Origin of the sequence: Streptomyces sp. NBC_01288, assembly GCF_035982055.1 — a bacterium.
GTDB lineage: Bacteria > Actinomycetota > Actinomycetes > Streptomycetales > Streptomycetaceae > Streptomyces.
This window is the reverse complement of record NZ_CP108427.1, coordinates 3,435,953-3,457,505: the sequence shown is the minus strand read 5'-3', so window position 1 is coordinate 3,457,505 and position 21,553 is coordinate 3,435,953. Positions and strand designations below refer to the sequence as shown.

The following is a 21,553-nucleotide window of genomic DNA, read 5'->3' as shown; positions in this document are numbered from 1 at the left end:
TCGGCGTAACCCGGTCACCCGTGGGTGTCGTCCGGCTTGCCGCCCGGCGTGGCGTCTGGCTTGGACCATGGCCAGCGCACGGCGCTGCCGCGCTTCCCTTCCGGGTCGTACTCGTACTTCCAGCCCTTGGGGAGGCCGAGCCGTTTGCCGTGGGCGCGGGGGACGCGGCGGTACACGAGGACCGTGGGCGGGCCGCCGGCGTCGTCGGGGACCGGGATGCGGTAGGTCTTCGGCGGGGTTCCGGTCGGGCCGAGCAGGACGGGCAGGGAGCGACCGTCCATCGGGCCGCCCTCGAACGGGGTCTCTTCGCTCTTCACGGGACCAGTCTCAGCCATCCGCCGCGAGGCCCTGGACCAGCGCGGCCGTCTGCGGGTCCCGCCGCGCCGTCACCGACAGCACCGCCCCGAACTGCTCGACCAGCCAGTCCCGCAACTCGTCCAGCGGCGGCTGCTTGTCCTCGTCGAGCCAGATGAGAGACGCGGCTTCTACGGCCGTGATCCACATCCGTACGGTCATGCGGAGGCGGGGGCCGGGGTCGGCCACTCCGAGATGGCTGAGGATGTGCGTGGCCGCGGCCCTGCGGACGCCGTCCACGATGGCTGTCGTACGGGATGTCTCCACGACGCTGCCGCCCTGGAGCAGTGCGCTGAAACCGGCGTCGTGCTGGTCGACGAAGCCGAGGTAGCGGTCCAGGGCGCGGGCGAGGCGGGGGAGGAGCGGGCCTTCGCGGGGTTCGTCGAAGCACTGCTGGAGTTCGTCGGCGGCGGAGCGCAGGGCGGCTTCGTAGAGCTGCTGCTTGCCGCCCGGGAAGTACCGGTACACCAGGGGTCGCGAGACCCCGGCCGCCTCCGCCACGTCGTCCAGGGAGATCTCTTCGGGGGCGCGGTGCGCGAAGAGGGTGAGAGCGGCGTCGAGGAGCTGGCTGCGCCGCTCCTCGACGTTCAGGCGACGGTAGGCGGGGGTGGAGGCGGCGGGGGGCATGGGTGCAGGGTAGTCGGGCGGGTGCGGGTGCGTCGTGGCTGGCCGCGCCCCGCGGCGGAGCCGCTGATGTCACAGCCCCGCGCCCCTAAAAGACACCGGCCCGGCTGCGCTTTTAAGGGGCGCGGGGCTGTGACATCAGCCCCCACCGGGCCGCACTCCGAAATCAAGCCAATAGCCCCGACGCCTTCCACAGCCGTCGCCCCACACCCCGCAGCACACCGATGTCGTCCAAGAAGTCCGTCAGCTTCTTCGACCCGTTCTGCATGACCTCCCGCCGATGCCCACTCGCCTGCACCTGAGCCACCGCCTCCCGCCGATCGAGCCCCACGTTCGTGTACACCTCGGGATTGACGAAGGCGATCGAGAAGATACGCGCGAACTCCCCGGAGGTGACCCGCGTGAACTCCTGCGACCACCGCGGCGCCGTCACCATCTGCTGCCGCAACTCCTCCCGCGCGTACCGCACATGACGCGCTTCCTCGACGACATGGATCCGAGTGACCCCCCGGACCAGCGTCTGCACCCGCTCATCCGGAAACGTCAACCGCTGCATCCAGTCGAGGACTTCCTCCCCGAGCAGCGTGGCCGTGAACGAACCAGGCGTGGTGGAGATCGTCTTGAACAACCGCCCCAGGTTCTGATGGGCCCGGCTCACCGGATACCAGGGAGTCTCGCCCCGCGATATCAGCCGGGCGAACATCTTCGAGTGCCGGCACTCGTCCTCGATCTCGGTCAGCGCGTAGCGCACATGCGCACTCGTCGCCGCCTTGTCGTAGATGTGCCGCACGAGCAGCTGCATCAGGATCAACTCGAACCAGATACCCAGCGAGGCGAGCGCCGCGGCCTCGTGCTGGGAGAGCAGGACGCGCTGTTCCTCGCCCATCCGTTTCCAGAGCGGGGTGCCGTACAGGGACACCAGCTCCGGCGGCCAGAACCACTTGCCCTCCTCGAAGGGCGCGTCCCAGTCCAGTTCCTTGTCGGGGTCGAAGGAGTGCTTGGCGGACGACGCGAGCAACCGCTCGGCGACCTGCTCGCGGTCCTTCAGCAGCCCGAGGGCGTCACGCAGCCCGTCGACCGCGTCGGCTTCGGTCAGGGTCGTCATGGTTCTCCCACCTCGCGGATCAGCGTGTTACCCGGGGTCACATCCTCCGACGTCTTATGAGACTGCTTGTCAGCAAGCCCGTCAACCCTCGTGCGGAACTTATTGACCGGGCGGCGGCGATCCGTACACCTGTACGGTGCTGGCGTGTCCATGCCTCCCTCGCCCCCGCAACCCCCGCAGCCCCCGCAGCCCCCGCAGCAGTCACAGCCTTCACCGCCGGGGGGCCTCCACGGCCCGTCCGCCGCCTACGGCTGGGGAGTTCAGCCCGTCCCGGTACCGCCCTCCCCGCTTCGGCGGCGCACCCAACTGGCCCTGAGGGTCCTGGCCGTGATGCTCGGGCTCGGCTTCGTCGTCAACGTGGCGATCGTGCGGGTCCGGGAGGCGACCGCGGCCGAATTCCCCAAGGCGGAGTACGAGTTGACCCTCCCCGGGACACTGCTCGACGGCCGCTACCGACTCGCGCACGACCTCTCGGGCACCGCCGGCCGGGAGATGGAGGAGAAGCTGTCCCACAGCCGGAACTCCCGGGTCACCCACGCCGTCGTCGCCCGTTACAGCCTCTACGGTGACGCAGGCCAGGGCGCGTTGGTGATCTCCGGCTTCTCCGGCCGGCTCAGGAACACCGGCGCGATCCGTGTGGGCGCGCTGAAGGCATTCGGGGCCGGTGCCGGCAAGACGGTGATCGTCCCGCCGAAGGACGTCACCCCGGCGGGCTCGGACACCGGGATCAGCTGCGAGATCGTCACCGACAGGTCGGCCGGCCCGAAGTACACCTTCCCGGTGTGCACCTGGGCGGACGGCAACACGTCGGCCCTGGTCGCTGAGATGACCTTCGGCGGGGCGGTTCCGGACCTGGACCTGAAGTCGGCCGCCGGAGCGGTGCTCCGCGTGCGCTCCGAGGTGCGCACGCCGATCAAGTAGGCGGACGGTCCGCTACACCGAACAGCCCAGCCCCTCCGGGATGTTGACCGGCCCCACCGGCCCCGCCCCCTGCGCCGGGAACGACGTCCGCAACGTGAACGCGTACGGCGTCGGGCCGTGCGCCCGCAGATGCAGCAGCCGTTCCTCCGCCTCCGCCACCGTGGGCCGGTGGCCCGCCGGGACCCACCACAGGACCGCCATCGCCTCCCGCACCCGCTCGAACCACTCCCGGCGGCGGGCCAGCAACTCCCGGTGCTGCCCTTGGTACATGAACGCGGTGAGGGCGTCCGGGTCGCGCCACACCGACATGTTGATGATCAGCCAGTCGTCGCCCAGGACGGGGACGTCGGTCGCGTTGCCGGTGTCGGACTGGAGGCGCCAGACGAAGCCGTCGGCCGTGTCAGCCACGGCGTTCACCGGATCGAGGGCGGCTACGAAGTCCTTCAACTCCGGGGAGTCCAGGGGGAACGAGAGCCGGCCGACGTTGGCCTGGGCGAGTTCGTACGCGGGTGTCCTTAAGGGGTCGGTCATGACCGAACGGTAGGTCGGGGTGGACGTCTCCCGATAGACCCCGTCTCACGAACCGAGCACCGCCTGCATCACCGCTTTCGCGATCGGCGCCGCGTCGCCGCCCCCGCTGATGTCCGAGCGGTCCGCCGACGCGTCCTCCACCACCACCGCGACCGCCACCTTCGGCTCGATGTCGCGCTCGCCCTGCGCCCAGGACACGAACCAGGCATACGGCGTACCGGAGTTGCCGATGCCGTGCTGTGCGGTACCGGTCTTGCCGCCGACGGTCGCGCCGGGGATGGCCGCGTTCGTTCCGGTGCCCTCGGTGACCACGTCCTCCATGAGTTCCTTCATCTGTACGGCTGTTGCCGGGTGCATCGCCTGACGGACGGGGCGTGAGCCCGGCGTCGACACCGTCTCGCCGCCTCGCCTCGTCGTTCGTTCCACCAGGTACGGCTCCCGCACCTGCCCGCCGTTCGCGACCGCCGCCGCGACCATCGCCATCTGCAACGGCGTGGCCCGCGTGTTGTACTGCCCGATCGACGACAGCGCCAACTGGGCTTTGTCCAGCGTCGTGTCGAAGGTGCTGGGGGAGACCGAGAAGGGGATCCTCGCGTCGGTGTCGTTGAAGCCGAAGGCCTCCGCCGTGGTGCTCATGTTCCGCACGCCGACATCCACGCCCAGTTTCGCGAACACCGTGTTGCACGACCACTCGAAGGCGGAGCGCAGGGGCGCGTCCACGCAGCCGTCGCCCTCGTTCGTGAGGGTCGTCGAGGTGCCGGGAAGTGTGTACGGGTCGGGGGACTTGGTCGCCGCGTCCAGGTCCGTCACCACCCCCGCGTCCAGCGCCGCCGCCGCCGTGACCACCTTGAACGTCGAACCCGGCGGATAGGTCTGCCGTACCGCCCGGTTGAGCATCGGCTTGTTCGGGTCGGCGTTCAGACGGGCCCAACTCCGGTTCGCGGAACGGCTGTTGCCCGACAGGGCGCCGGGGTCGTAGGAGGGGGTCGAGACCAGTGCGAGGATGCGGCCGGTCGACGGTTCGATCGCGGCCACCGCGCCCGTGCGCGTGCCGAGTCCGGCGAACGCCGCTTGCTGTGCGGCCTGGTTGAGGGTGGTGACGACGTTGCCGCCGGGGTTCTGGGCGCGGGTCAGGTCGTTCCAGAGGGGGAACGGCGAGAGCATCGAGTCGGTGCCGGCGAGGATGTCGTCCTCGGAGTGCTCCAGGAACGTCGTGCCGTACTCCTGCGAGGCGAAGCCGGTCACCGGCGCGTACAACGGGCCGTTCCTGTACGTCCGTTCGTAGCGGAGCTGCTCGCCGGAGTCGCGGGAGCCGGTGATCGGTTTGCCGCCGACGAGGATGCCGCCCCTCGGCTGGTCGTAACGGGCGATGGTGTGGCGGCGGTTGGCGACGTTGTCGTCGTAGGAGCGGGACTCGAAGATCTGGATGCGGGTGGCGTTCACGAGCAGGGCCAGCAGGAGCAGGGTGCAGAAGGCCGCGGCGAGGCGGATGTGGCGGGTCATGGAGTCGGTCACGCGGCCACCTCGATGTCGTACTGACGGCGGGACGAGTCGCTCAGCCGGATCAGGAGGGCCACGATCGCCCAGTTGGTGACGACCGAGGAGCCGCCCTGGGCGAGGAACGGCATCGCCATGCCGGTCAGCGGGATCAGGCCCGTCACCCCGCCCGCGATCACGAACACCTGGAGCGCGACGATCGAGGCGAGCCCGACCGCGAGCAGTCGGCCGAAGGGGTCGCGGAGCGCCAGGCCCGCCCGGTAGCCGCGCTCCACGAGAAGGCCGTAGAGGATGAAGATCGCGGAGAGGCCGGCCAGGCCGAGTTCTTCGCCGGCCGTGGCCAGGATGAAGTCCGACTTGGCGGCGAAGCCGATCAGGATGGAGTGGCCGAGGCCGAGGCCCGTGCCGAGCATGCCGCCGGCCGCGAACGCGAAGAGGGACTGGGCGAGTTGGTTGGGGCCGTGGCCCGCGTCGATCGAGGCGAAGGGGTGGAGCCAGTCCTGGACCCGGCTGTGGACGTGCGGTTCGAGCCGGCCGACCGCGACCGCGCCGAGGGCCGCCAGCAGCAGGCCGACCGCGATCCAGCCGGTGCGGCCGGTGGCGACGTAGAGGAGGGTCACGAACAGGCCGAAGAAGAGGAGCGAGGTGCCGAGGTCGCGTTCCAGGATCAGGACGCCCACGCTCAACAGCCAGATCGCGACGATCGGGCCCAGCACCCGGCCGGTGGGGAGCTGGAGGCGCCAGACGCGGCGGCCCGCGTAGGCGAGCGCGTTGCGGTTGGCCGCGAGGTACGCGGCGAAGAAGACGGCGAGGAGCACCTTCGCGAACTCGCCCGGCTGGATGGAGAATCCGCCGATCCGGATCCAGATCCGGGCCCCGTTCACGGCCGGGAAGAGGACCGGGAGGGTGAGGAGGGCGAGGGCGGCGGCCACGCAGACGTAGGCATAGCGCTGGAGGACGCGGTGGTCGCGCAGGGCCACGACTACGACGATGAAGAGGGTCACGCCCAGGGTGGACCACACGAGTTGGGTGGGGGCGGCCCGGTCGCCGGGGGTCTCCAGGTCGAGCCGGTAGATGAGGACGAGCCCGAGGCCGTTGAGGAGGACCCCGATGGGGAGGAGGAGCGGGTCGGCGTACGGGGCCCGCAGCCGTACCGCGATGTGCGCGAGCAGGGCGAGCACGCCGAGCCCGGCGCCGTAGCCGGCGGCGCCGGGCGGGACCGTGCCGTTCTTGGCGAGACCGACAGCGCAGTAGCCGTACACGGAGAGGAGGACGGCCACGACGATGAGGGTGAGTTCGATGCCACGGCGCCGGGGGAGGCGTACAGCGGGTGTGGGAAGGTCCGCTGTGACGGTGGTTCCGGCGTTGGTCATGTCCGGAACTTACCCAAATGGGACAGGTTGTGTGCCTTGGGTGGTGCGTGTGTCTTGTCCGTCAGCACCAGCGGGGGGCGGGGCCGATGTTGTCGATGTACCGCGCCGAGCCCCAGGCCCAGGTGCCGTCCGTGAGCAGGTACCAGAGCGGGTTGCCCTGGACGTTCGAGCCGCCGGTCTTGCAGAAGATCGAGACGTGCTCGCCGCGGTAGGCGTACCGGATGATCCTGCTGCCGCGGTCCGGGCGGGAACGCAGGGCGAGTTGACCGGCCGTGACGATACCCCGGTAGAGGCGCGGGTTGTCGTGGTCGCCGTGGTCTCCGTGATCGCCCTGGTTGTCGTGGTCGCCGCGGCCGCCGAAGTCCTCGTCGCCCTGCTGGTTCCACCCACCGTCGTCCTGACGGCTGACGCCCGGGTCTTCGTCGCCCCACTCGTCGTCGGCCACGGCGGGCGCGACGGCGGCGGCGGTGACCAGCGCACCGGCGGCGACCGCTATGCCGATCCGGCGGAGGGAGAGGCTGAGGGACATGGGGGAACCTCCAGGGGTGGGGCGAACCTGACTTATCGCCACATTAGGAGGGGTGGACGAGGGGCGCTCGCCACACTGGTCCACACGAGCAGGGTTCATCGGAGCGGCGGCCCATACGAGCGCGGCCGGCACGAGCGCCCGGAAGGGGCGCGGGGCTGTGTCGATATGCGGCTCCGCCGCGTGGGCGCGACCAGCCCCCACCGACCCGCGGTCGACGAACTACCGCTCTCCACTCATCGGAGCGTCAACGTCGCAAGCGCCCCACCACCATCCCCGGCGTCCACATTCGAGAACTCCAACCGCGCCCCCAACACCTCCGCCTGCCCCAACGCGATGGTCAACCCGAGCCCATGCCCCGTCGCCCCACCCTCCGTACGGAACCGCTGCGGCCCATGCTCGACGAGGTACTCCGGATACCCGTCCCCGTGATCCCGCACAGCCACCACCGCCCCGTCGACGGTCACGACAACGGGCCCCCGCCCATGCCGATGCGCATTGGCGACAAGATTCCCCAGCACCCGCTCAAGCCGCCGCCGATCCGTCTCCACCCACTCGTCCCGTACGACGACGACCTCCGCGTCCGCCCCCGACGCCCGCACCACCCGCTCTGCCACCGCCCCCAGCCGCTCGGCGTCCAACTCCACCTTCTCCCGCCGCGTATCGAGCCGGGAGATCTCCAACAGGTCCTCCGTGAGCGTGCGCAACGCGGCCACCCGATCCCGCACCAGCTCGGTCGGCCGCCCCGGAGGCAACAACTCGGCCGCGGCGTGCAACCCGGTCAACGGCGTCCGCAACTCGTGCGCGACATCCGCCGTGAACCGCTGCTCGGTCAGCAGCTTCCCCTGCAACGACGAGGCCATCGTGTCGAGCGCGGCGGCCACCGCGGCCACCTCGTCCTGCGGCAGGGTCGCGTCCTTCGTACGTGGATCGTCGACCCGCGCGTCCAGGTCACCCGCGCTGATCCGCCGGGCCACCTGCGCCGTCCCGTGCAACCGCCGCGTCACCCGGGTCACCGCGAACGCGCCGACCAGCAGCGTCGCCCCGATCGCCAGCGCCGAGGACCAGACGATCGCCCGGTCGAGTCCGGCGATGGTGTCGGCGCCCTGCGAGTAGTCGACCGCGACGGCCAGCACCCGGTCGCCCGAGGCCGGTCCCGCCGCCCACATCGTCGGGTGCCCCCGGCGTTTGCCGACCATCGTGCCGCGCTCCCCGGCCGCCGCCAACTCCCTTAGCGGCAAAGGCATTTCCTCGGGATCGACGCCGGCGCCGTGCACGAGGGAGTCCCCGGCCTCGTACTGCGTCGTCGCCTCCTTCAGCCGCGACAGCGCCAGGTCGCGGGCCTGGCCCACGGTCCGGTCGGTCACCGAGACATGCACGAGTACGCCGAGCAGGGCGGCCAGCGCGCAGCACATCACGGTGATGAACACGGCCGCCTTGAAGGCGAGGGTCCCGGCCCATCTGGGCAGCGCGAGTCTCATCACGGGGTCGCCGAGGGGGACGTAGGAGAGGCGGGAGAGGCGGGAGAGGCGGGAGAGGCGGGAGAGGCGGGGGAACCGGGCGGCGCGGGGGTCGCGCGGCGGACTCCGTGCTTGCGGCTGCCCGTGCGCAGGAACTCGTCGTGGGTCAGCAGCATCGCCTTCTGATCGGCGTCCCAGGTCCACTGCACGCGGTATTCGTACCCCGCGAGCTCCGAAGGCGAGCGGATGATCACCGAATGCCCGGCCAGTTCGACCCCGCTCACGGCATCGTCGTTGGCCATGACCTGCACGAGCCGGTGCTTCTCGACGGTGTAGACGCGCACGGCGGTCATCCTGGTCGGCAGCAGCCGGAACCCGAGCGTCAGGTCGTCGCGTCCGTCGCCGGTGAGATCGCGGTAGTAGGGCTTGAGAACGGGACAGGCGCTACGGTCCCCACCTTGCCCGCAGTCGCCGATCCGCTCTGCTGTCCCCCGATACGGCGCTTTGGGGCCGTCGTAGTCACTCGGGTTCGCGGCGATCTCGGCGCGTACGACGGCGATCGGGTCCACTTTGCGGATGTCGTCGCCGGGGACGGCGATGCCCTTCACGGTCTCCGTGTCCGCCTCGTCGAAGTCGTAGGCGGGGGAGGCGGCGGGCGACAGATTCGGCCAGAGCTTGGCGGGGCTGGTCGCCGTCGGGGTCGCCCCCGCTGCCCGCAGCGCGCCGGTGTCACCGCAGGCCACCGCGGTCGCGAGCAGCAGGGCGACGGCGGCGGTGGTGCGGGCGGCACGGGTGGCACGCACGGGGCGACTGGGTGGCACTGCTCTCCTGCGGGGCGCGGGTGTGGGACCCGTACACCCTATTCGTAGGGAAGTCCTTTTTGTTCATATGTGCGGACGGGTTGAGGGAACGATTACTCGGCTATCCGGCTACTCGCCTACTCGGCCAGCTCCTCCAGCAGCCGGGCCGTGGACAGTCCGGTCCGCAGATACGCGACGAACAGTTCGTTGTGCAGCGCCCACGGGGACCGGCGGGAACGGATCAGCCGTATCGCCTCCTCCGTGGAGTACCCGCGGCGGACCAGCGCGTGGGCGACGACCAGGCCCGACCTGTTGTAACCGGAGTAGCAGCGGACGAGCACCTTCCGCCCCTCGTCCAGCGCGTCGCAGGCCGCTACGGCCAGCCGCATCACGCCGGCCAGCTGCGTCCCGTCGAGCGGCCCGTCCGGAATCGGCCACACATGGTGCTCGACGCCGGTGTCGGGCCCGTGCCCGGGCAGCCGTAGCAGCGTCTGTACGAGATCGAACTCGTCCCGCACCACCGCGAACTCCAGTTGCCCCGACCGCCCCCGGAACTCGTGCCCGCCCATCCACAGACCGGGCGTGATCTCGCTCCACGGACTGTCCGGAGCGGGTACGTCGGGTTGCTTCCTGCGCGTCCGCAACGGCGCCTCCCCAAGCCCCAGCGACTGACCCAAAGGTAACCGGGTTCTTGCCCCTTGAGCACCCCGCCTGTTCCCATGGTCGAGGGGTGATGGTGCATGAACGGACTGCGCGTCATACCGACCTGGCGCCATGGTCAGGAACGGCTGTACGTCTGTCACACCGACGGAAGGAACGTCGCCTGGTACGACAGGGAGGCGGCGCGGATCAACCTGCTGAGCGAGGACCGCAGAGAGGACGTCCTGCACGCTCTCGGCCCCTTCCTCACCGGCCCGGTCACGGTGGGCCCACCCCCGGTGCCGACGCCCGCGGAACTGGCCCGCCTGACCCTCCACCCCGACGACGACCTGGCCCCCAACCGCCCCGGCGAGGCCCTCCACGTGGCCCTCGACCGCGACCCGGGCCCGCCACACCGCCTGCGCGCCGACCCCCGCCGCCGAGCCCTGACCGCGGAACAAGCGGTGGGCGAAGCCCTGGACGCCCTGGACGGCGCGGGCTGGCACGCCCTCCACTCCATCCCTCTCCCCGGCGGTGACCGCCTCCACCACCTGCTGATCGGCCCCGGCGGTCTCTTCGCCCTCCACACGCTCTACGCCCGCAAACAACGCGTCCAGATCACCGACCCCATGATCACGCTGGGCCGCCGAGACCCCCTCCCCCTACTCCGCCGAGCCCGCTCCGACGCGGCCCGAGCGTCGTACGCACTGACGGCCGAGGTCCACCCGGTCCTCGCCCTGTCCGGCCCGGCGGACATCAGGATGACGACTCCACTGCGCGAGGTCCGCGTACTCCAGGACACGGAACTGTCCGGACTGGCAAGGACGGGCGGGGTGTTGAAGCCGGCGGATGTGGAGGCGCTGCATGCGATGGCGAGGGACCGGCATACGTGGGGGAGGGTGTGAGGGACATCTCTTGGGGTTGCTTCAGTCGTGCGAGGTGCCTTCACTCGGAGTGACGTGGGGACACGCCTGGCTTTCTTCAAGTGACCGTTGGGCCGCCCGCTTCTTGGCCAGTGTCGGGCTTCCACGGCCCGAGTAAAGGGCGCTTCGCTGCGCTACGCGTCGCCTGCGGCGATTCCGCTCCGCTCCACCCTTGACTAGGAGTTGTCTTCAAATGTCACGCCCACATCAGGAGCGATGCGAGGGTGACGGCTGCCTGGTAGGACTCGGCGGTCTTGTCGTAGCGGGTAGCGATGCCGCGCCACTGCTTCAAGCGGTTGAAGCACCGTTCCACGACGTTGCGTCGCTTGTAGAGCTGCTTGTCGAAGACCGGCGGGCGCCCGCCTCGGCTGCCGCGCCGGAGCCGGTTGCGGACCTGGTCGGACCGCTCGGGAATGGTGTGACCGATGCCCCGCCGCCTGAGCCACGTGCGGATGGCCCGGGAGCTGTAGCCCTTGTCGCCCAGCACATGGGCGGGCCGTGTGCGGGGCCGTCCCGGGCCGATGCGGGGCACCCGGATGGTTTCCATCATGGCGGTGAACTGGGTGCAGTCGTTGGTGTTGCCGCCCGTGAGGGTGAAGGCGAGCGGGCGGCCCACGCTGTCGCAGGCCAGGTGGATTTTGCTGGTCAGGCCGCCTCGGGAGCGTCCGAGGCCGGGACTGCGGGCCCCCTTTTTCGGGCCCCGGCGGCGTGCTGGTGGGCGCGGACGACGGTGGAGTCGACCGACACCAGCCAGTCAATGTCCCCGGCCGCGTCGGCGTGCGCCTGGGCGGCCCGGAGCATGCGCTCGAAGGTGCCGTCCAGCGCCCACCGGCGAAAGCGGGTGTGCAGGGTGGCCCACGGGCCGTACCGCTCGGGCACGTCCCGCCAGGCCGTCCCGGTACGGAACTTCCACACGATCCCGTTCAGCACCCTGCGGTCGTCCAGCCGCTTCCGGCCCCGCAGCGACACCGGCAGCAGCGGCCCGACGAACTCCCACTCGGCATCGGACAGTTCATGGCGACGTATCACCCCACCATGATCCACCACTCAAGATCTTTTGAAGACACGGCCTAGGGGCAATGCCGTTGCTTTACTGGGCTGTTGGTCTCGGTGGGCGGATGGTGACGGCGTCGTCGTGTGTTCTGGTGGGCTGGGGCCAGGCACGGTGCTCGGCCCGTTTGAGCAGGTAGTTGGACATCTTGCGCTTGACGACACGGGGCTGGCTGCGGAGCCGGCGCGGTGGCAGCAGCGTGGTCAGCAGGTCGTCGCGGAGCCGGACCAGCGCCGTGATCAGGTGCTCAGGGGGAAAAGATGCCGGGCGCGACGGTGACGCTGCGGCGGGCCGCACGCAGGGTGTCGGTGAACGAAAGCCGGTCCGGGTCGATGCCGTGGACGGCAGCGGTTCTGGATATCAGGGACCTCAGGGCGTGGTGGACCAGCAGGTGGGCCCAGATCTGCTGGCGCACGCCGTCGGGGGTCTTGCTGGCCAGGACGACGTGGGGGCCGCGCTGATGGGTCTTGATCTCGTCGAAGACCGACTCGATCTCCCACCGCTGGGCATACAGGGCCGCGAGTTCGGCCGCGGGGAAGCGTTCCGGATCGAGGAGGTCGGTGACCAGGCGGTAGTGCGTGTTCTGGGTGCTCGCTCCGCCGTCGGACAGCTGATAGGCGAGCACCCTCACGCGCACCGGATCGCGTTTCTTGCCGTCGGTGCCTGCGTGCAGGCGACTGAGCCAGGAGCCGTCGGGAAGGAGTTCCTGCACGGGCAGGACCCGGTTGGCCGACACCCGCCACAGCAGGTGGGCGCCGGTGGCGGTGAACGCTCTCCACAACGGCACCCCCAGGAACTCCCGGTCGGCCAGGACCAGCATGTCCGGCCCGGTGGAGCGGACCAGGCAGGCGGCGAGGGTGAGTTCACCGACCCGGCAGCCGGCCAGTTCCGCATCCAGCACGGCATGGGTGCCGCACTCGACCAGAGCGGCCATCCGCACCTGCGGGAACGCTGACCTGTCCGGGCCGCGGGTGTTGCCGGGACGGCCGAACTCCTGGTCGTTCGCGGCAGTGTCGGCGGCATCCCAGCAGGTGCCGTCCACCGCCGTCAGCCGCAGCCCGCGCCAGAACGCGCCCGGTGTCTCCTCATCCGCCAATGGACGGACGGTGGCCGCGAACAGCACCCGCAGGGGCTCGGAGCCCAGTCGGCCACGGGCCCTGAACAGGGAGGACTTCGCCGGGATCCGCCAGTTGCCCCACAGCCCGCACGCACGCAGTCCGTCGGTCAGATGCCGCAGCACCTCCAGATACGGAGCGGGCGAGAACAGGGCCAGACCGAGAACGAAGTACACCACCACCCGAGCGGGAAGCAGCCGTCTGCGCTGCTCGGTCCGGCCGCACGCAGCGACCACCCGATCCACCAGACCCGGCGGATACACCCAGGTCAACAATCCAAGACCGGATAACTCCGGGACACTCTCCGCCACCGGCACCACCCCCGACGCCCTGCCAGCAGGCTACGCCGCCAACTAAAGCAACGGCATTGGGCCTAGGGCCGCTCCAGCCCGTTTGAGAAGCGAGCGGGCGGCCCGAAAAGACGGTTGCCCAGGTAGGTAGGCCCTCGGGCCTGCTATGCCCTCACCCGGCACAGGGGGCGCGCTCGCGTCTCGCCAGCACGCCGCGTCGGCTCAGCGGCCAACGCCGAGTGGGGTCAGGTGAGATGAGGCGGGGTGTGCCGATGGAGCGGGCGGGATGGGTCGGGATGGGGCGGGGCGGAGCAGGTGGTGTCAGGAAGCTGTCGAAAAACTAACCGCCTACCTGCTACTTGACCGGTTAGAAAAACACCCAGCTTCCCGAACCCCCTCATACCCTGCGGCTCCCGGCAAGGGTCGCCAGCCCACCCGACGGCGTCCCGGGACCGACCGAACGCACCACCCGCCACTCGGACTCAGCCGCCGAGCCGCCCCGGCATGCCGTCTCCGGACTGACGTGCCCGCTTCCCACTCGCTCGCAGCCGCTAAGCCGACGCGGCGTGCCGCCGACCCGTCGACGCGCCACTCCCACTCGGCGTTGGCCGCTGAGCCGACGTGGCGTGCCGCCACCCTGCCGACGCGCCACTCCCACTCGGCGTTGGCCGCTGAGCCGACCCGGCGTGCTGGCGAGACGCGAGCGCGTTCCTCAACACTGGCCAGCCACGCAACCGCCGTAACGGGCCATCTCCCTGGGCAACCGTCATTCGGGGCCGCTCGCTCGCTTCTGAAACGGGCTGGAGCGGCCCTAGTCAAGGGTGGCCCGCAGGGCCATCGCCGAAGGCGACGCGACCGCAGGGAGCGCCCTTTACTCGGGCCGCGGAAGCCCGACACTGACCAAGAAGCGGGCGGCCCAACGGTCACTTACGAAAGAGCCAGGCGCATCCCCACGCAACCCCTCATCAGGGCAGCGCTCCCGCTAGTCCGGCGTCGAGCAACGGTTCCAGCAGATCGCCGTACTCAAGCAGCCGTACCTCCAACTCCCTTGCCGGAAAAGTGAGTTGATCCGGTTCACCGCACATCGACACCTCCTCCCACGTCACCGGCGCCGACACACACTCCGCCGCCCGAGCCCGCAACGTATAGGGCGCCGCCGTGGTCTTCCGCGCAGCGTTCTGGCTCCAGTCGACGAACACCTTCCCCACCCGCAGGCTCCGCGTCATCCGATGCACGACAAGCCGAGGAAGAGCCGCCTCCGCCTCCACGGCCAACGCCTTCGCGTACGAGACAGCCCGCTCCGAAGGCACCGGCGCCACCCCCGCCAACAGATGCAACCCTTTCGCCCCGGACGTCTTGACGTACGCCTCGATCCCGTCCACCGCCAGCCGTTCCCGCAGCCACACCGCAACCTCGCAGCACTCCACGACGGTCGCAGGCGCTCCCGGATCGAGGTCGAACACAAGCCGGTCGGCGACACCGGGTGCCGCGATCACCCACTGCGGCGTATGGAACTCGGTGACGAGATTCGCCGCCCACATCAGGGACGCCAGATCCTGCACCAGCACCATCCGGGCAGGCCCCTCCGACCGGGGCACTTCCGCGGTGGTGACCCAGTCGGGCGTACCCGGAGGCACGTTCTTGGTGAAGAACACCTGCCCCTCGGGCCCGTCCGGATATCGCAGAAAGGACACCGGCCGGTCGCGCAGATGGGGCAGCAGAACCTCGGCGATGGTCGCGTAGTAGTGCAGGACCTCACCCTTGGTGAACCCGGTCGCCGGGTACAGCACCTTGTCCAGGTTGCTGAGCGCGACCCTTCGCCCCTCCACCTCTGCGATCGGCGTCATACGATGAGAATCCCACGGAAACGTGACGAACCGGACGTGCGTCGGGCGTGAGCCGAAATCGGAAGGCGGGTGCGGCAGGTGCGATCCATATGGAACGGCGCCATATCCTTCGGCCTGGTCAGCATCCCGATCAAGCTGGTGAACGCGACCGAGAACCACTCCATCTCGTTCCGCCAGATCCACACGGAGGACGGCGGCCGTATCCGCTACCGCAAGGTCTGCGAACTGGAGGACCGAGAGGTCGCCCAGGCCGAGATCGGCAAGGCGTACGAGGACGCGGACGGCACGATGATCCCGATCACGGACGAGGATCTGGCGCAGCTGCCGATCCCGACGGCGAAGACGATCGAGATCGTGGCGTTCGTGCCGGCCGACCGGATCGACCCGCTCCAGATGGACGCGGCGTACTACCTCTCCGCGAACGGCGTCCCCGCGGCCAAGCCGTACACCCTGCTCCGCGAGGCGCTGAAGCGCAGCCAGAAGGTGGCCATCGCGAAGTACGCGCTACGAGGCCGCGAACGCCTCGGCATGCTACGCGTGGTCGACGACGTGATCGCCATGCACGGCCTGCTCTGGCCGGACGAGATCCGCGTCCCCGAGGGCGTCGCCCCCGACACGAACGTCAGCGTCCGCGACAAGGAACTCGACCTCGCGGACGCCCTGATGGACACGCTGGGCGAGGTCGACCTCGCGGATCTCCACGACGACTACCGCGAGGCGGTAGAGGAGATGATCACCGCGAAGGCATCCGGCGAACAGCCCGCGACGACTCCGTCCCCGGCCCCCGGCGCGAAGGTCCTCGACCTGATGGCGGCCCTGGAGAAAAGCGTCCGAGAGGCGAAGGAATCGCGAGGCGAGGAACCGGACAGCAAGCAAACGGGAACAAAGGCCGAGGTCAGGCGTATCTCACCCCGAGCGACCCCCAAACAGACCCCTGGCAAGAAGTCGACCTCCACGGCAACAAAGAAGACGGCAACGACGAAGAAGTCCCAGTCCGAGTCACCGCCACCGGCGAAGAAGTCAACGCGCGCAACCAAAAAGACGACGGCGACCAAGTCCACCGCGACGGCGAAGAAGCCCCCGCCGAAGAAGGCGACTCCCCGCAAGCGAACGGCCTGAGCCGCGGCCTCCTGGCCGGTCCCCATGTGGCGCTGTCCCTCATGAACACCGCACAGGGCAGCCAACCCAGGCACGCGGGGCTATATCAATGTGCGGCTCCGCCGCGCGGGCGCGACCAGCCACAACGAGCCCGCACCCGCCCCAAAACCGAACCTGGTCCCCGAGTAGCGCTGCCCCACCCGTCACCGCGACGAAGTCCACCGCGACCCCGGCGAAGACCTCAGTCAAGGCCCCCAGCGAAGAAGGCAACTCCCCGCGAGCGAACGGCCTGAGCCGTGGCCTCCTGGCCGGTCCCCGCGCAGCATCACCCCCACCCACTGCCCCCACCGCGACCAACTCGCCGCGCCAGCGAAGAAACCCCCGGCAAGGACTCCGGCGAAGCAGCCCCCCGCCCCCCCCGAAAACAACCAGCCCGAGCCGCAACCCCGTCGCCAACCCCCGCGCAGCGCTACCCCACCCGCCGCAACGCCAACACCGCGTTATGCCCCCCGAACCCGAACGAGTTGCTCAACGCGAGATCCCCCACCCCGGGCGCACCCCCGTCCCCGCCCCAAGGCAACTCCCGTGCCACCCCCGTCACCACATCCAGCCCGATCGAGTCATCCAGCTCACCCGCCGCCCCCAACGTCGCCGGCACCACCCCGTGATGCAACGTAAGCACCGCCGCCACAGCCTCAATCCCACCCGCAGCCCCCTGCAGATGCCCGAGATGCCCCTTGATCGCCGTGACAGGAACGTTTCTGCGGCCGAACACCGCCCGCAACGCCCCCGCCTCGGCGAGATCCCCCTCCACTGTCGCCGTCGCATGCGCGTTCACATGGACGACGTCAGCGATATGCCCGCCCGCGTCCCGCACGGCCCGCCGCACGGCGAGCGCGACCCCGGCGCCCGACGGATCCGGCGCAGCCATGTGGTGCGCGTCGGCCGACAGCCCCCACCCGGCCGCCTCGCAGTAGATCCGCGCTCCACGCGCGCGTGCGTGTTCCTCGGCCTCCAGGACGAGCACCCCCGCACCCTCCCCGTTCACGAACCCGTCCCGGTCCTTCGCGAACGGCCGTGACGGCGACGAACCGTCTGCCAGCCCCCGCGTGGACAACGCCCGCATCGCCGCGAACGACGCCATGATCGCCGGCGTGACGACCGCCTCGGCCCCGCCCGCGAGGGCGATGTCGACACGGCCGTACCGTATGCGGTCGATGGCCGCCCCGATCGCCTCCGTGCCGGAGGCACACGCCGCGGTGACCGTGCGGGCCTCGCCGGTGATGTGCAGGTCGAGGGAGACCTGGGACGCCGCCTGCGACGGAACGGTCATGGGCGTGGTGAGCGGCGAGACACCGCGCGGCCCCTTGTCCCGCAGCTTGCGGTCGCCGCCGACGAGCACGGACGCGTCCCCGAGGATCGCCCCGAGACTGACCCCGACCCGTTCGGGATCGAGCCCGCTCTCCCGCGTGCCGCCCGCCACGAACCCGGCGTCACCCCACGCCTCCCGCGCGGCCAGCACCGCGAACTGCGCGGCCCGGTTCATCCGCCGCGCCGCCTGCCGCGGCAGCAGCTCCATCGGATCGACGGGCACGGTCCCGGCCACCCGCACGGGCAGCTCCGCGAACTCCTCCCCGTCCAGTTCCCGTATCCCGTGCCGCCCGTCGAGCAGCCCCCGCCACAACTCGTCGACCCCTACCCCGAGCGGCGTCACGGCCCCCAGCCCGGTGACCACGACCCGCCGCGGCCCACCCGCGGCCGCCACCCGCTCCGGTCGCGGATGATGCCGTACGACGAACTCGCCACCGCCCGCCATGCCGGCACCCGGCGTCCCCACACCGGCACCCCGCGTCTCTCCACCAGCGCCCGGCGTCCCCGCACCAACCCGCGCATCAGCACCCGAGGTCTCCGAGCCGACCCCCACACCAGCCCCCGTAACCCCCGAACCACTCCACCCCCGAACCTCCGCATCGCTCAGAACGTCATCCCCCGACCCCCCGTCGAGATCCCGATGCCACACCCCCCACCGCCGCGCGTACGACACCTCGCCCGCCCCCGGATCCACCACCCGCAACGAACTCACCCGGTCGCCCTCCCGGAACCCGACGGACGAGAGGTCGTCGGAGACGAATCGCGGCACCGCCCCGACGTCCAGTCGCCGGCACCCGCTGATCACCCGGCGGTCGCGGCCGAGCACCTCGTCGTGGTCCGTGCCGCCGAGCGGCGGCCGCAGGGTGACGCGGATCGTCTCGGGCGTCTCGGGGAGGGTGTGGGTGACGACGTACCAGCAGGCGCGTTCGGCGTCGGCCGGGGTGAGGGCGATCAGATCACCCGGGATGACCTCGGCGGCGGACACCGGGTGCGGAGCGAAGGGGACTTGTGACGAATCGGATGAATTGGACATATCGATACACGCTTCCTGGGGGACGGAACGGGCTTATGCCCTACGGCAAACCATCCCGAGTGAACTGGACGAAACCGGAAAAAGCCACGGTTGAAAGTTGGACCTGTTGCGCCCCGAGACCTTTCAAGGTCCGCTGAAATAGGGCGAGTTGTCCAGTTGGTCACCAGGGTTATGTGTGGAACATCACTTTCATGGCCGTAACGCCCGTCCCCGCACTCACTTGTTCCCTGGATTTAACGCGGGCCCCTCTGGCAACTCCCTTTCTACGCGCGTAACTTGAGCCGACTCCCCACAGGCACCCCGTATCGGCAGCTACACGAAGTACGAGGAGACCGCCAGCGTGTCCAGACCTGAAGGGCGCAGACCCCGCGCCCGCCGCACCGCCCAAGCGATCGTCTCGGTGGGCGCGGCGGGAGCGTTCGCCTTCACCGCCCTGCCCGCCGCGTCCGCAACTCCGTCCGCCTCGGCGGTCATTGCCGAGGTGTACGGCGGCGGGGGCAACTCGGGAGCCACCCTGACCCGGGACTTCGTCGAACTCGGCAACGCCGGTTCGACGGCCTACGACCTGTCGGGCTACAGCGTCCAGTACCTGCCCGGTACGCCTTCCTCCGGCTCCACTTGGCAGGTCACCGCCCTCACCGGCGCGATCGCCCCCGGCGCCCGCTACCTGGTCGGCGAGGGCACCGGCAGCGGCGGCACGACCGCGCTGCCGACCACCGACGCCACCGGCTCGATCGCCATGAGCGCCACCTCCGGCACGATCGCCCTGGTCTCCGGCACCACCGCGCTCACCTGCAAGACCGCCGCGGACTGCGCGGCCGACCCGAGCATCGTCGACCTCACGGGCTACGGCACCGCGGTCGTCCGCGAGGGCAGCGGCCCGGCCACCGGCGCCTCCAACACGGCCGCCGTCGCCCGCGCCGACTCGCTCGCCGACACCGACGACAACGCGGCGGACTTCACCGCCGGCACCCCGTCACCGGTCAACTCGGCGGGCCAGACGCCCGGTTCGGGCGACGGCGGTGGCGACGGTGGCGGTGACGGCGGCTCGCCCACCGACCCCGGTACCGTCCGCGTCCACGACATCCAGGGCACGACCCGCCTCTCGCCGTACGCAGGCCAGACGGTCACCCGCGTCCCGGGCATCGTCACCGGCGTCCGCACCAGCGGCTCCCTCGGCTACTGGATCCAGGACCCGACCCCCGACACCGACCCGCGCACCAGCGAAGCCGTCTTCGTCTACACCGGTTCCACCAAGCCCACGGTGGCGGCGGGCGATTCGGTCCTGGTCACCGGCAAAGTCAGCGAGTACTACCCGAGCAGCACCAGCCAGTCGAACACCGAGATCACCGGCCCGACCACCACGGTCCTCTCCGGCGGCAACGCGCTGCCGGACGCCGTGACACTGGACGCGACCTCGGTCCCCGACGCCTACATCCCGACCGCGTCCGGCGGCAGCATCGAGTCACTCGCGCTCCAACCCACCGTCTACGCCCAGGACTTCTACGAGTCCCTGGAGGGCATGCGGGTCACCTTCAGCGACGCCCGCGTGGTCGGCGCTTCGGACGCGTACGGCGAGCTGTGGGTCACGGTCAAGCCGAACGAGAACGCCACGGCACGCGGCGGCACCCTGTACTCGTCGTACGACCAGCCCAACACGGGCCGCATCGAGGTGATGTCGCTCGACACGACCTCAACCTTCCCCGTGGCCAACGTAGGTGACGAACTCTCAGGTACGACCACGGGCCCCCTCGACTACTCCACCTACGGCGGCTACAACGTCCAGGCCACCCAGCTCGGCGCCCTCGTCGACAAGGGCCTGAAGCAGGAAGTGACCCGTCGTCAGAAGAAGGACGAGCTCGCGGTCGCCACGTACAACGTGGAGAACCTGGACGCGCTCGACACCCAGGAGAAGTTCGACCGGCTCGCCGAGGGCGTCGCGGTGAACCTCAACTCGCCCGACATCGTGGCCCTGGAGGAGATCCAGGACGACAACGGTGCGACGAACGACGGCACGGTGACGGCCGAGGGCACCCTGAAGCGCTTCACGGACGCGGTCCGCGCGGCCGGCGGGCCGGCGTACAAGTGGCGTTACATCTCGCCGACCAACGACCAGGACGGCGGCGAGCCCGGCGGCAACATCCGCCAGGTCTTCCTCTTCAACCCGAAGCGGGTCTCCTTCACCGACCACAAGGGCGGCGACGCGACCACCGCCACGAGCGTGGTGAAGACCCGCAAGGGCGTCGAACTCACCTACTCCCCGGGCCGTATCGACCCGACCAACGCGGCCTGGGAGGACAGCCGCAAGCCGCTGGTCGGCGAGTTCACCTTCCAGGGCGAGCAGGTCTTCGTGATCGCCAACCACTTCATCTCCAAGGGCGGCGACCAGCCGATCCACGGCCGCTACCAGCCCCCGGCCCGCAGCTCGGAGACCCAGCGCGCGGCCCAGGCGGCGGAGGTCAACACCTTCGTCAAGTCCCTGCTCGCGGCGGACAGGAACGCCAAGGCGGTCGTCCTCGGCGACCTGAACGACTACGAGTTCTCCCAGACGGTGACCACCCTGACGGCCGACAAGGTCCTCAAGCCCCTGATCACCACCCTCCCCGCCGCCGAGCGCTACACCTACGTCTACGACGGCAACTCCCAGACCCTGGACCACATCCTGACCAGCCCCGCGGTGACGTCCTTCAACTACGACGTCGTCCACATCAACGCGGAGTTCGCGGACCAGGCAAGCGACCACGACCCACAGATCGTCCGAATCGACCTCTCGAAGTGCCGTAGCCACTAACCCTGTTGAAGGCCAACGGGGCGGAACGGCCCAAGCCGTCCCGCCCCGTCAGCTCCTCGGTGCCGGACAGGGCAACCCCTTAAGGGGCGCGGGGCGGTGACATTTGCGGCTCCGCCGCGCACGTCCCGCCTCCCTGTACCGGTCAAGGCAACTCCCCCAAGGGGCGCGGGGCTGTGCCATTTGCGGCTCCGCCGCGCGCCTCCC

17 protein-coding genes and 1 pseudogene are annotated in these 21,553 nt (G+C 70.2%); 4 read left to right on the top strand and 14 right to left on the bottom strand.

What is annotated here, in order from left to right; all coding sequences use genetic code 11:
• Positions 1–14: 14 nt before the first annotated feature.
• The 3 genes from OG194_RS14820 to OG194_RS14810 form a co-directional block, all read right to left on the bottom strand.
• Positions 15–317: a hypothetical protein gene (locus OG194_RS14820; RefSeq protein ID WP_442811557.1), complete on the bottom strand. Its 303-nt coding sequence runs from the start codon at positions 315–317 to the stop codon at positions 15–17.
• Positions 318–327: 10 nt separating this feature from the next.
• Positions 328–981, bottom strand: a complete 654-nt coding sequence (locus OG194_RS14815; RefSeq protein ID WP_327401319.1) for a TetR/AcrR family transcriptional regulator — start codon at positions 979–981, stop codon at positions 328–330.
• 163 nt (positions 982–1,144) lie between these two features.
• A complete protein-coding gene (locus OG194_RS14810) occupies positions 1,145–2,083 on the bottom strand; it encodes an AurF N-oxygenase family protein (protein WP_327401318.1) in 939 nt (312 codons plus the stop codon).
• 144 nt (positions 2,084–2,227) lie between these two features.
• On the opposite strand from OG194_RS14810, the gene OG194_RS14805 reads away from it, so the two are divergent.
• Positions 2,228–3,004 (top strand): hypothetical protein, encoded by a 777-nt coding sequence (locus tag OG194_RS14805; RefSeq protein ID WP_327401317.1) that lies wholly within the window; start codon positions 2,228–2,230, stop codon positions 3,002–3,004.
• 12 nt (positions 3,005–3,016) lie between these two features.
• Here OG194_RS14805 and OG194_RS14800 read toward each other — a convergent pair whose 3' ends face one another.
• From OG194_RS14800 to OG194_RS14770, 7 genes are all read right to left on the bottom strand, one after another.
• Positions 3,017–3,535 carry a DUF3291 domain-containing protein gene (locus tag OG194_RS14800; protein ID WP_327401316.1) on the bottom strand — a complete coding sequence of 173 codons (519 nt, stop codon included), beginning with the start codon at positions 3,533–3,535 and terminating at the stop codon, positions 3,017–3,019.
• Positions 3,536–3,580: 45 nt separating this feature from the next.
• A complete protein-coding gene (locus tag OG194_RS14795; protein ID WP_327407077.1) occupies positions 3,581–5,038 on the bottom strand; it encodes a penicillin-binding transpeptidase domain-containing protein in 1,458 nt (485 codons plus the stop codon).
• A gap of 8 nt (positions 5,039–5,046) precedes the next feature.
• Positions 5,047–6,405 (bottom strand): FtsW/RodA/SpoVE family cell cycle protein, encoded by a 1,359-nt coding sequence (locus OG194_RS14790; RefSeq protein ID WP_327401315.1) that lies wholly within the window; start codon positions 6,403–6,405, stop codon positions 5,047–5,049.
• Between the two features lie 61 nt (positions 6,406–6,466).
• Complete coding sequence (locus OG194_RS14785; RefSeq protein WP_327401314.1) at positions 6,467–6,934, bottom strand: SH3 domain-containing protein; 468 nt, start codon at positions 6,932–6,934, stop codon at positions 6,467–6,469.
• Between the two features lie 233 nt (positions 6,935–7,167).
• Positions 7,168–8,412: a HAMP domain-containing sensor histidine kinase gene (locus tag OG194_RS14780; RefSeq protein ID WP_327401313.1), complete on the bottom strand. Its 1,245-nt coding sequence runs from the start codon at positions 8,410–8,412 to the stop codon at positions 7,168–7,170.
• On the bottom strand, positions 8,412–9,194 hold the full coding sequence (locus tag OG194_RS14775) for a hypothetical protein (RefSeq protein WP_327401312.1): 783 nt from the start codon (positions 9,192–9,194) through the stop codon (positions 8,412–8,414). The genes OG194_RS14780 and OG194_RS14775 overlap by 1 nt, the downstream gene beginning before the upstream one ends.
• A gap of 134 nt (positions 9,195–9,328) precedes the next feature.
• Positions 9,329–9,835 (bottom strand): protein-tyrosine phosphatase family protein, encoded by a 507-nt coding sequence (locus tag OG194_RS14770; protein WP_327401311.1) that lies wholly within the window; start codon positions 9,833–9,835, stop codon positions 9,329–9,331.
• A gap of 96 nt (positions 9,836–9,931) precedes the next feature.
• On the opposite strand from OG194_RS14770, the gene OG194_RS14765 reads away from it, so the two are divergent.
• Positions 9,932–10,735, top strand: coding sequence for a nuclease-related domain-containing protein (locus OG194_RS14765; RefSeq protein ID WP_327401310.1), 804 nt, complete (start codon positions 9,932–9,934; stop codon positions 10,733–10,735).
• A gap of 214 nt (positions 10,736–10,949) precedes the next feature.
• Here OG194_RS14765 and OG194_RS14760 read toward each other — a convergent pair.
• From OG194_RS14760 to ligD, 3 genes and pseudogenes are all read right to left on the bottom strand, one after another.
• Positions 10,950–11,779 (bottom strand): annotated as a pseudogene (locus tag OG194_RS14760) (IS5 family transposase).
• A 272-nt stretch (positions 11,780–12,051) separates the two neighbouring features.
• Positions 12,052–13,239 carry an IS4 family transposase gene (locus tag OG194_RS14755; protein WP_327399358.1) on the bottom strand — a complete coding sequence of 396 codons (1,188 nt, stop codon included), beginning with the start codon at positions 13,237–13,239 and terminating at the stop codon, positions 12,052–12,054.
• A 935-nt stretch (positions 13,240–14,174) separates the two neighbouring features.
• Entirely contained in the window at positions 14,175–15,056 is an 882-nt protein-coding gene (gene ligD, locus OG194_RS14750; protein WP_327401309.1) for a non-homologous end-joining DNA ligase, read from the bottom strand.
• Positions 15,057–15,134: 78 nt separating this feature from the next.
• Between ligD and ku the strand changes: the two genes are divergently transcribed.
• Positions 15,135–16,175 (top strand): non-homologous end joining protein Ku, encoded by a 1,041-nt coding sequence (gene ku, locus OG194_RS14745; protein ID WP_442811556.1) that lies wholly within the window; start codon positions 15,135–15,137, stop codon positions 16,173–16,175.
• A 448-nt stretch (positions 16,176–16,623) separates the two neighbouring features.
• On the opposite strand, the gene OG194_RS14740 is transcribed toward ku, so the two are convergent.
• Positions 16,624–18,558: a beta-ketoacyl-[acyl-carrier-protein] synthase family protein gene (locus OG194_RS14740; RefSeq protein WP_327401307.1), complete on the bottom strand. Its 1,935-nt coding sequence runs from the start codon at positions 18,556–18,558 to the stop codon at positions 16,624–16,626.
• Between the two features lie 400 nt (positions 18,559–18,958).
• Here OG194_RS14740 and OG194_RS14735 point away from each other — a divergent pair, with 400 nt between their 5' ends.
• Complete coding sequence (locus OG194_RS14735) at positions 18,959–21,349, top strand: endonuclease/exonuclease/phosphatase family protein (RefSeq protein ID WP_327407076.1); 2,391 nt, start codon at positions 18,959–18,961, stop codon at positions 21,347–21,349.
• The last annotated feature ends 204 nt before the right edge of the window (positions 21,350–21,553 follow it).

What these genes read in the sequence shown, in the direction of transcription:
- OG194_RS14815 (WP_327401319.1), bottom strand. Translation starts at nt 981, where the DNA reads ATGCCCCCCGCCGCCTCCACCCCCGCCTACCGTCGCCTGAACGTCGAG.
- OG194_RS14810 (WP_327401318.1), bottom strand. Translation starts at nt 2,083, where the DNA reads ATGACGACCCTGACCGAAGCCGACGCGGTCGACGGGCTGCGTGACGCC.
- OG194_RS14800 (WP_327401316.1), bottom strand. Translation starts at nt 3,535, where the DNA reads ATGACCGACCCCTTAAGGACACCCGCGTACGAACTCGCCCAGGCCAAC.
- OG194_RS14795 (WP_327407077.1), bottom strand. Translation starts at nt 5,038, where the DNA reads ATGACCCGCCACATCCGCCTCGCCGCGGCCTTCTGCACCCTGCTCCTG.
- OG194_RS14790 (WP_327401315.1), bottom strand. Translation starts at nt 6,405, where the DNA reads ATGACCAACGCCGGAACCACCGTCACAGCGGACCTTCCCACACCCGCT.
- OG194_RS14785 (WP_327401314.1), bottom strand. Translation starts at nt 6,934, where the DNA reads ATGTCCCTCAGCCTCTCCCTCCGCCGGATCGGCATAGCGGTCGCCGCC.
- OG194_RS14780 (WP_327401313.1), bottom strand. Translation starts at nt 8,412, where the DNA reads ATGAGACTCGCGCTGCCCAGATGGGCCGGGACCCTCGCCTTCAAGGCG.
- OG194_RS14765 (WP_327401310.1), top strand. Translation starts at nt 9,932, where the DNA reads ATGAACGGACTGCGCGTCATACCGACCTGGCGCCATGGTCAGGAACGG.
- ligD (WP_327401309.1), bottom strand. Translation starts at nt 15,056, where the DNA reads ATGACGCCGATCGCAGAGGTGGAGGGGCGAAGGGTCGCGCTCAGCAAC.
- OG194_RS14740 (WP_327401307.1), bottom strand. Translation starts at nt 18,558, where the DNA reads ATGTCCAATTCATCCGATTCGTCACAAGTCCCCTTCGCTCCGCACCCG.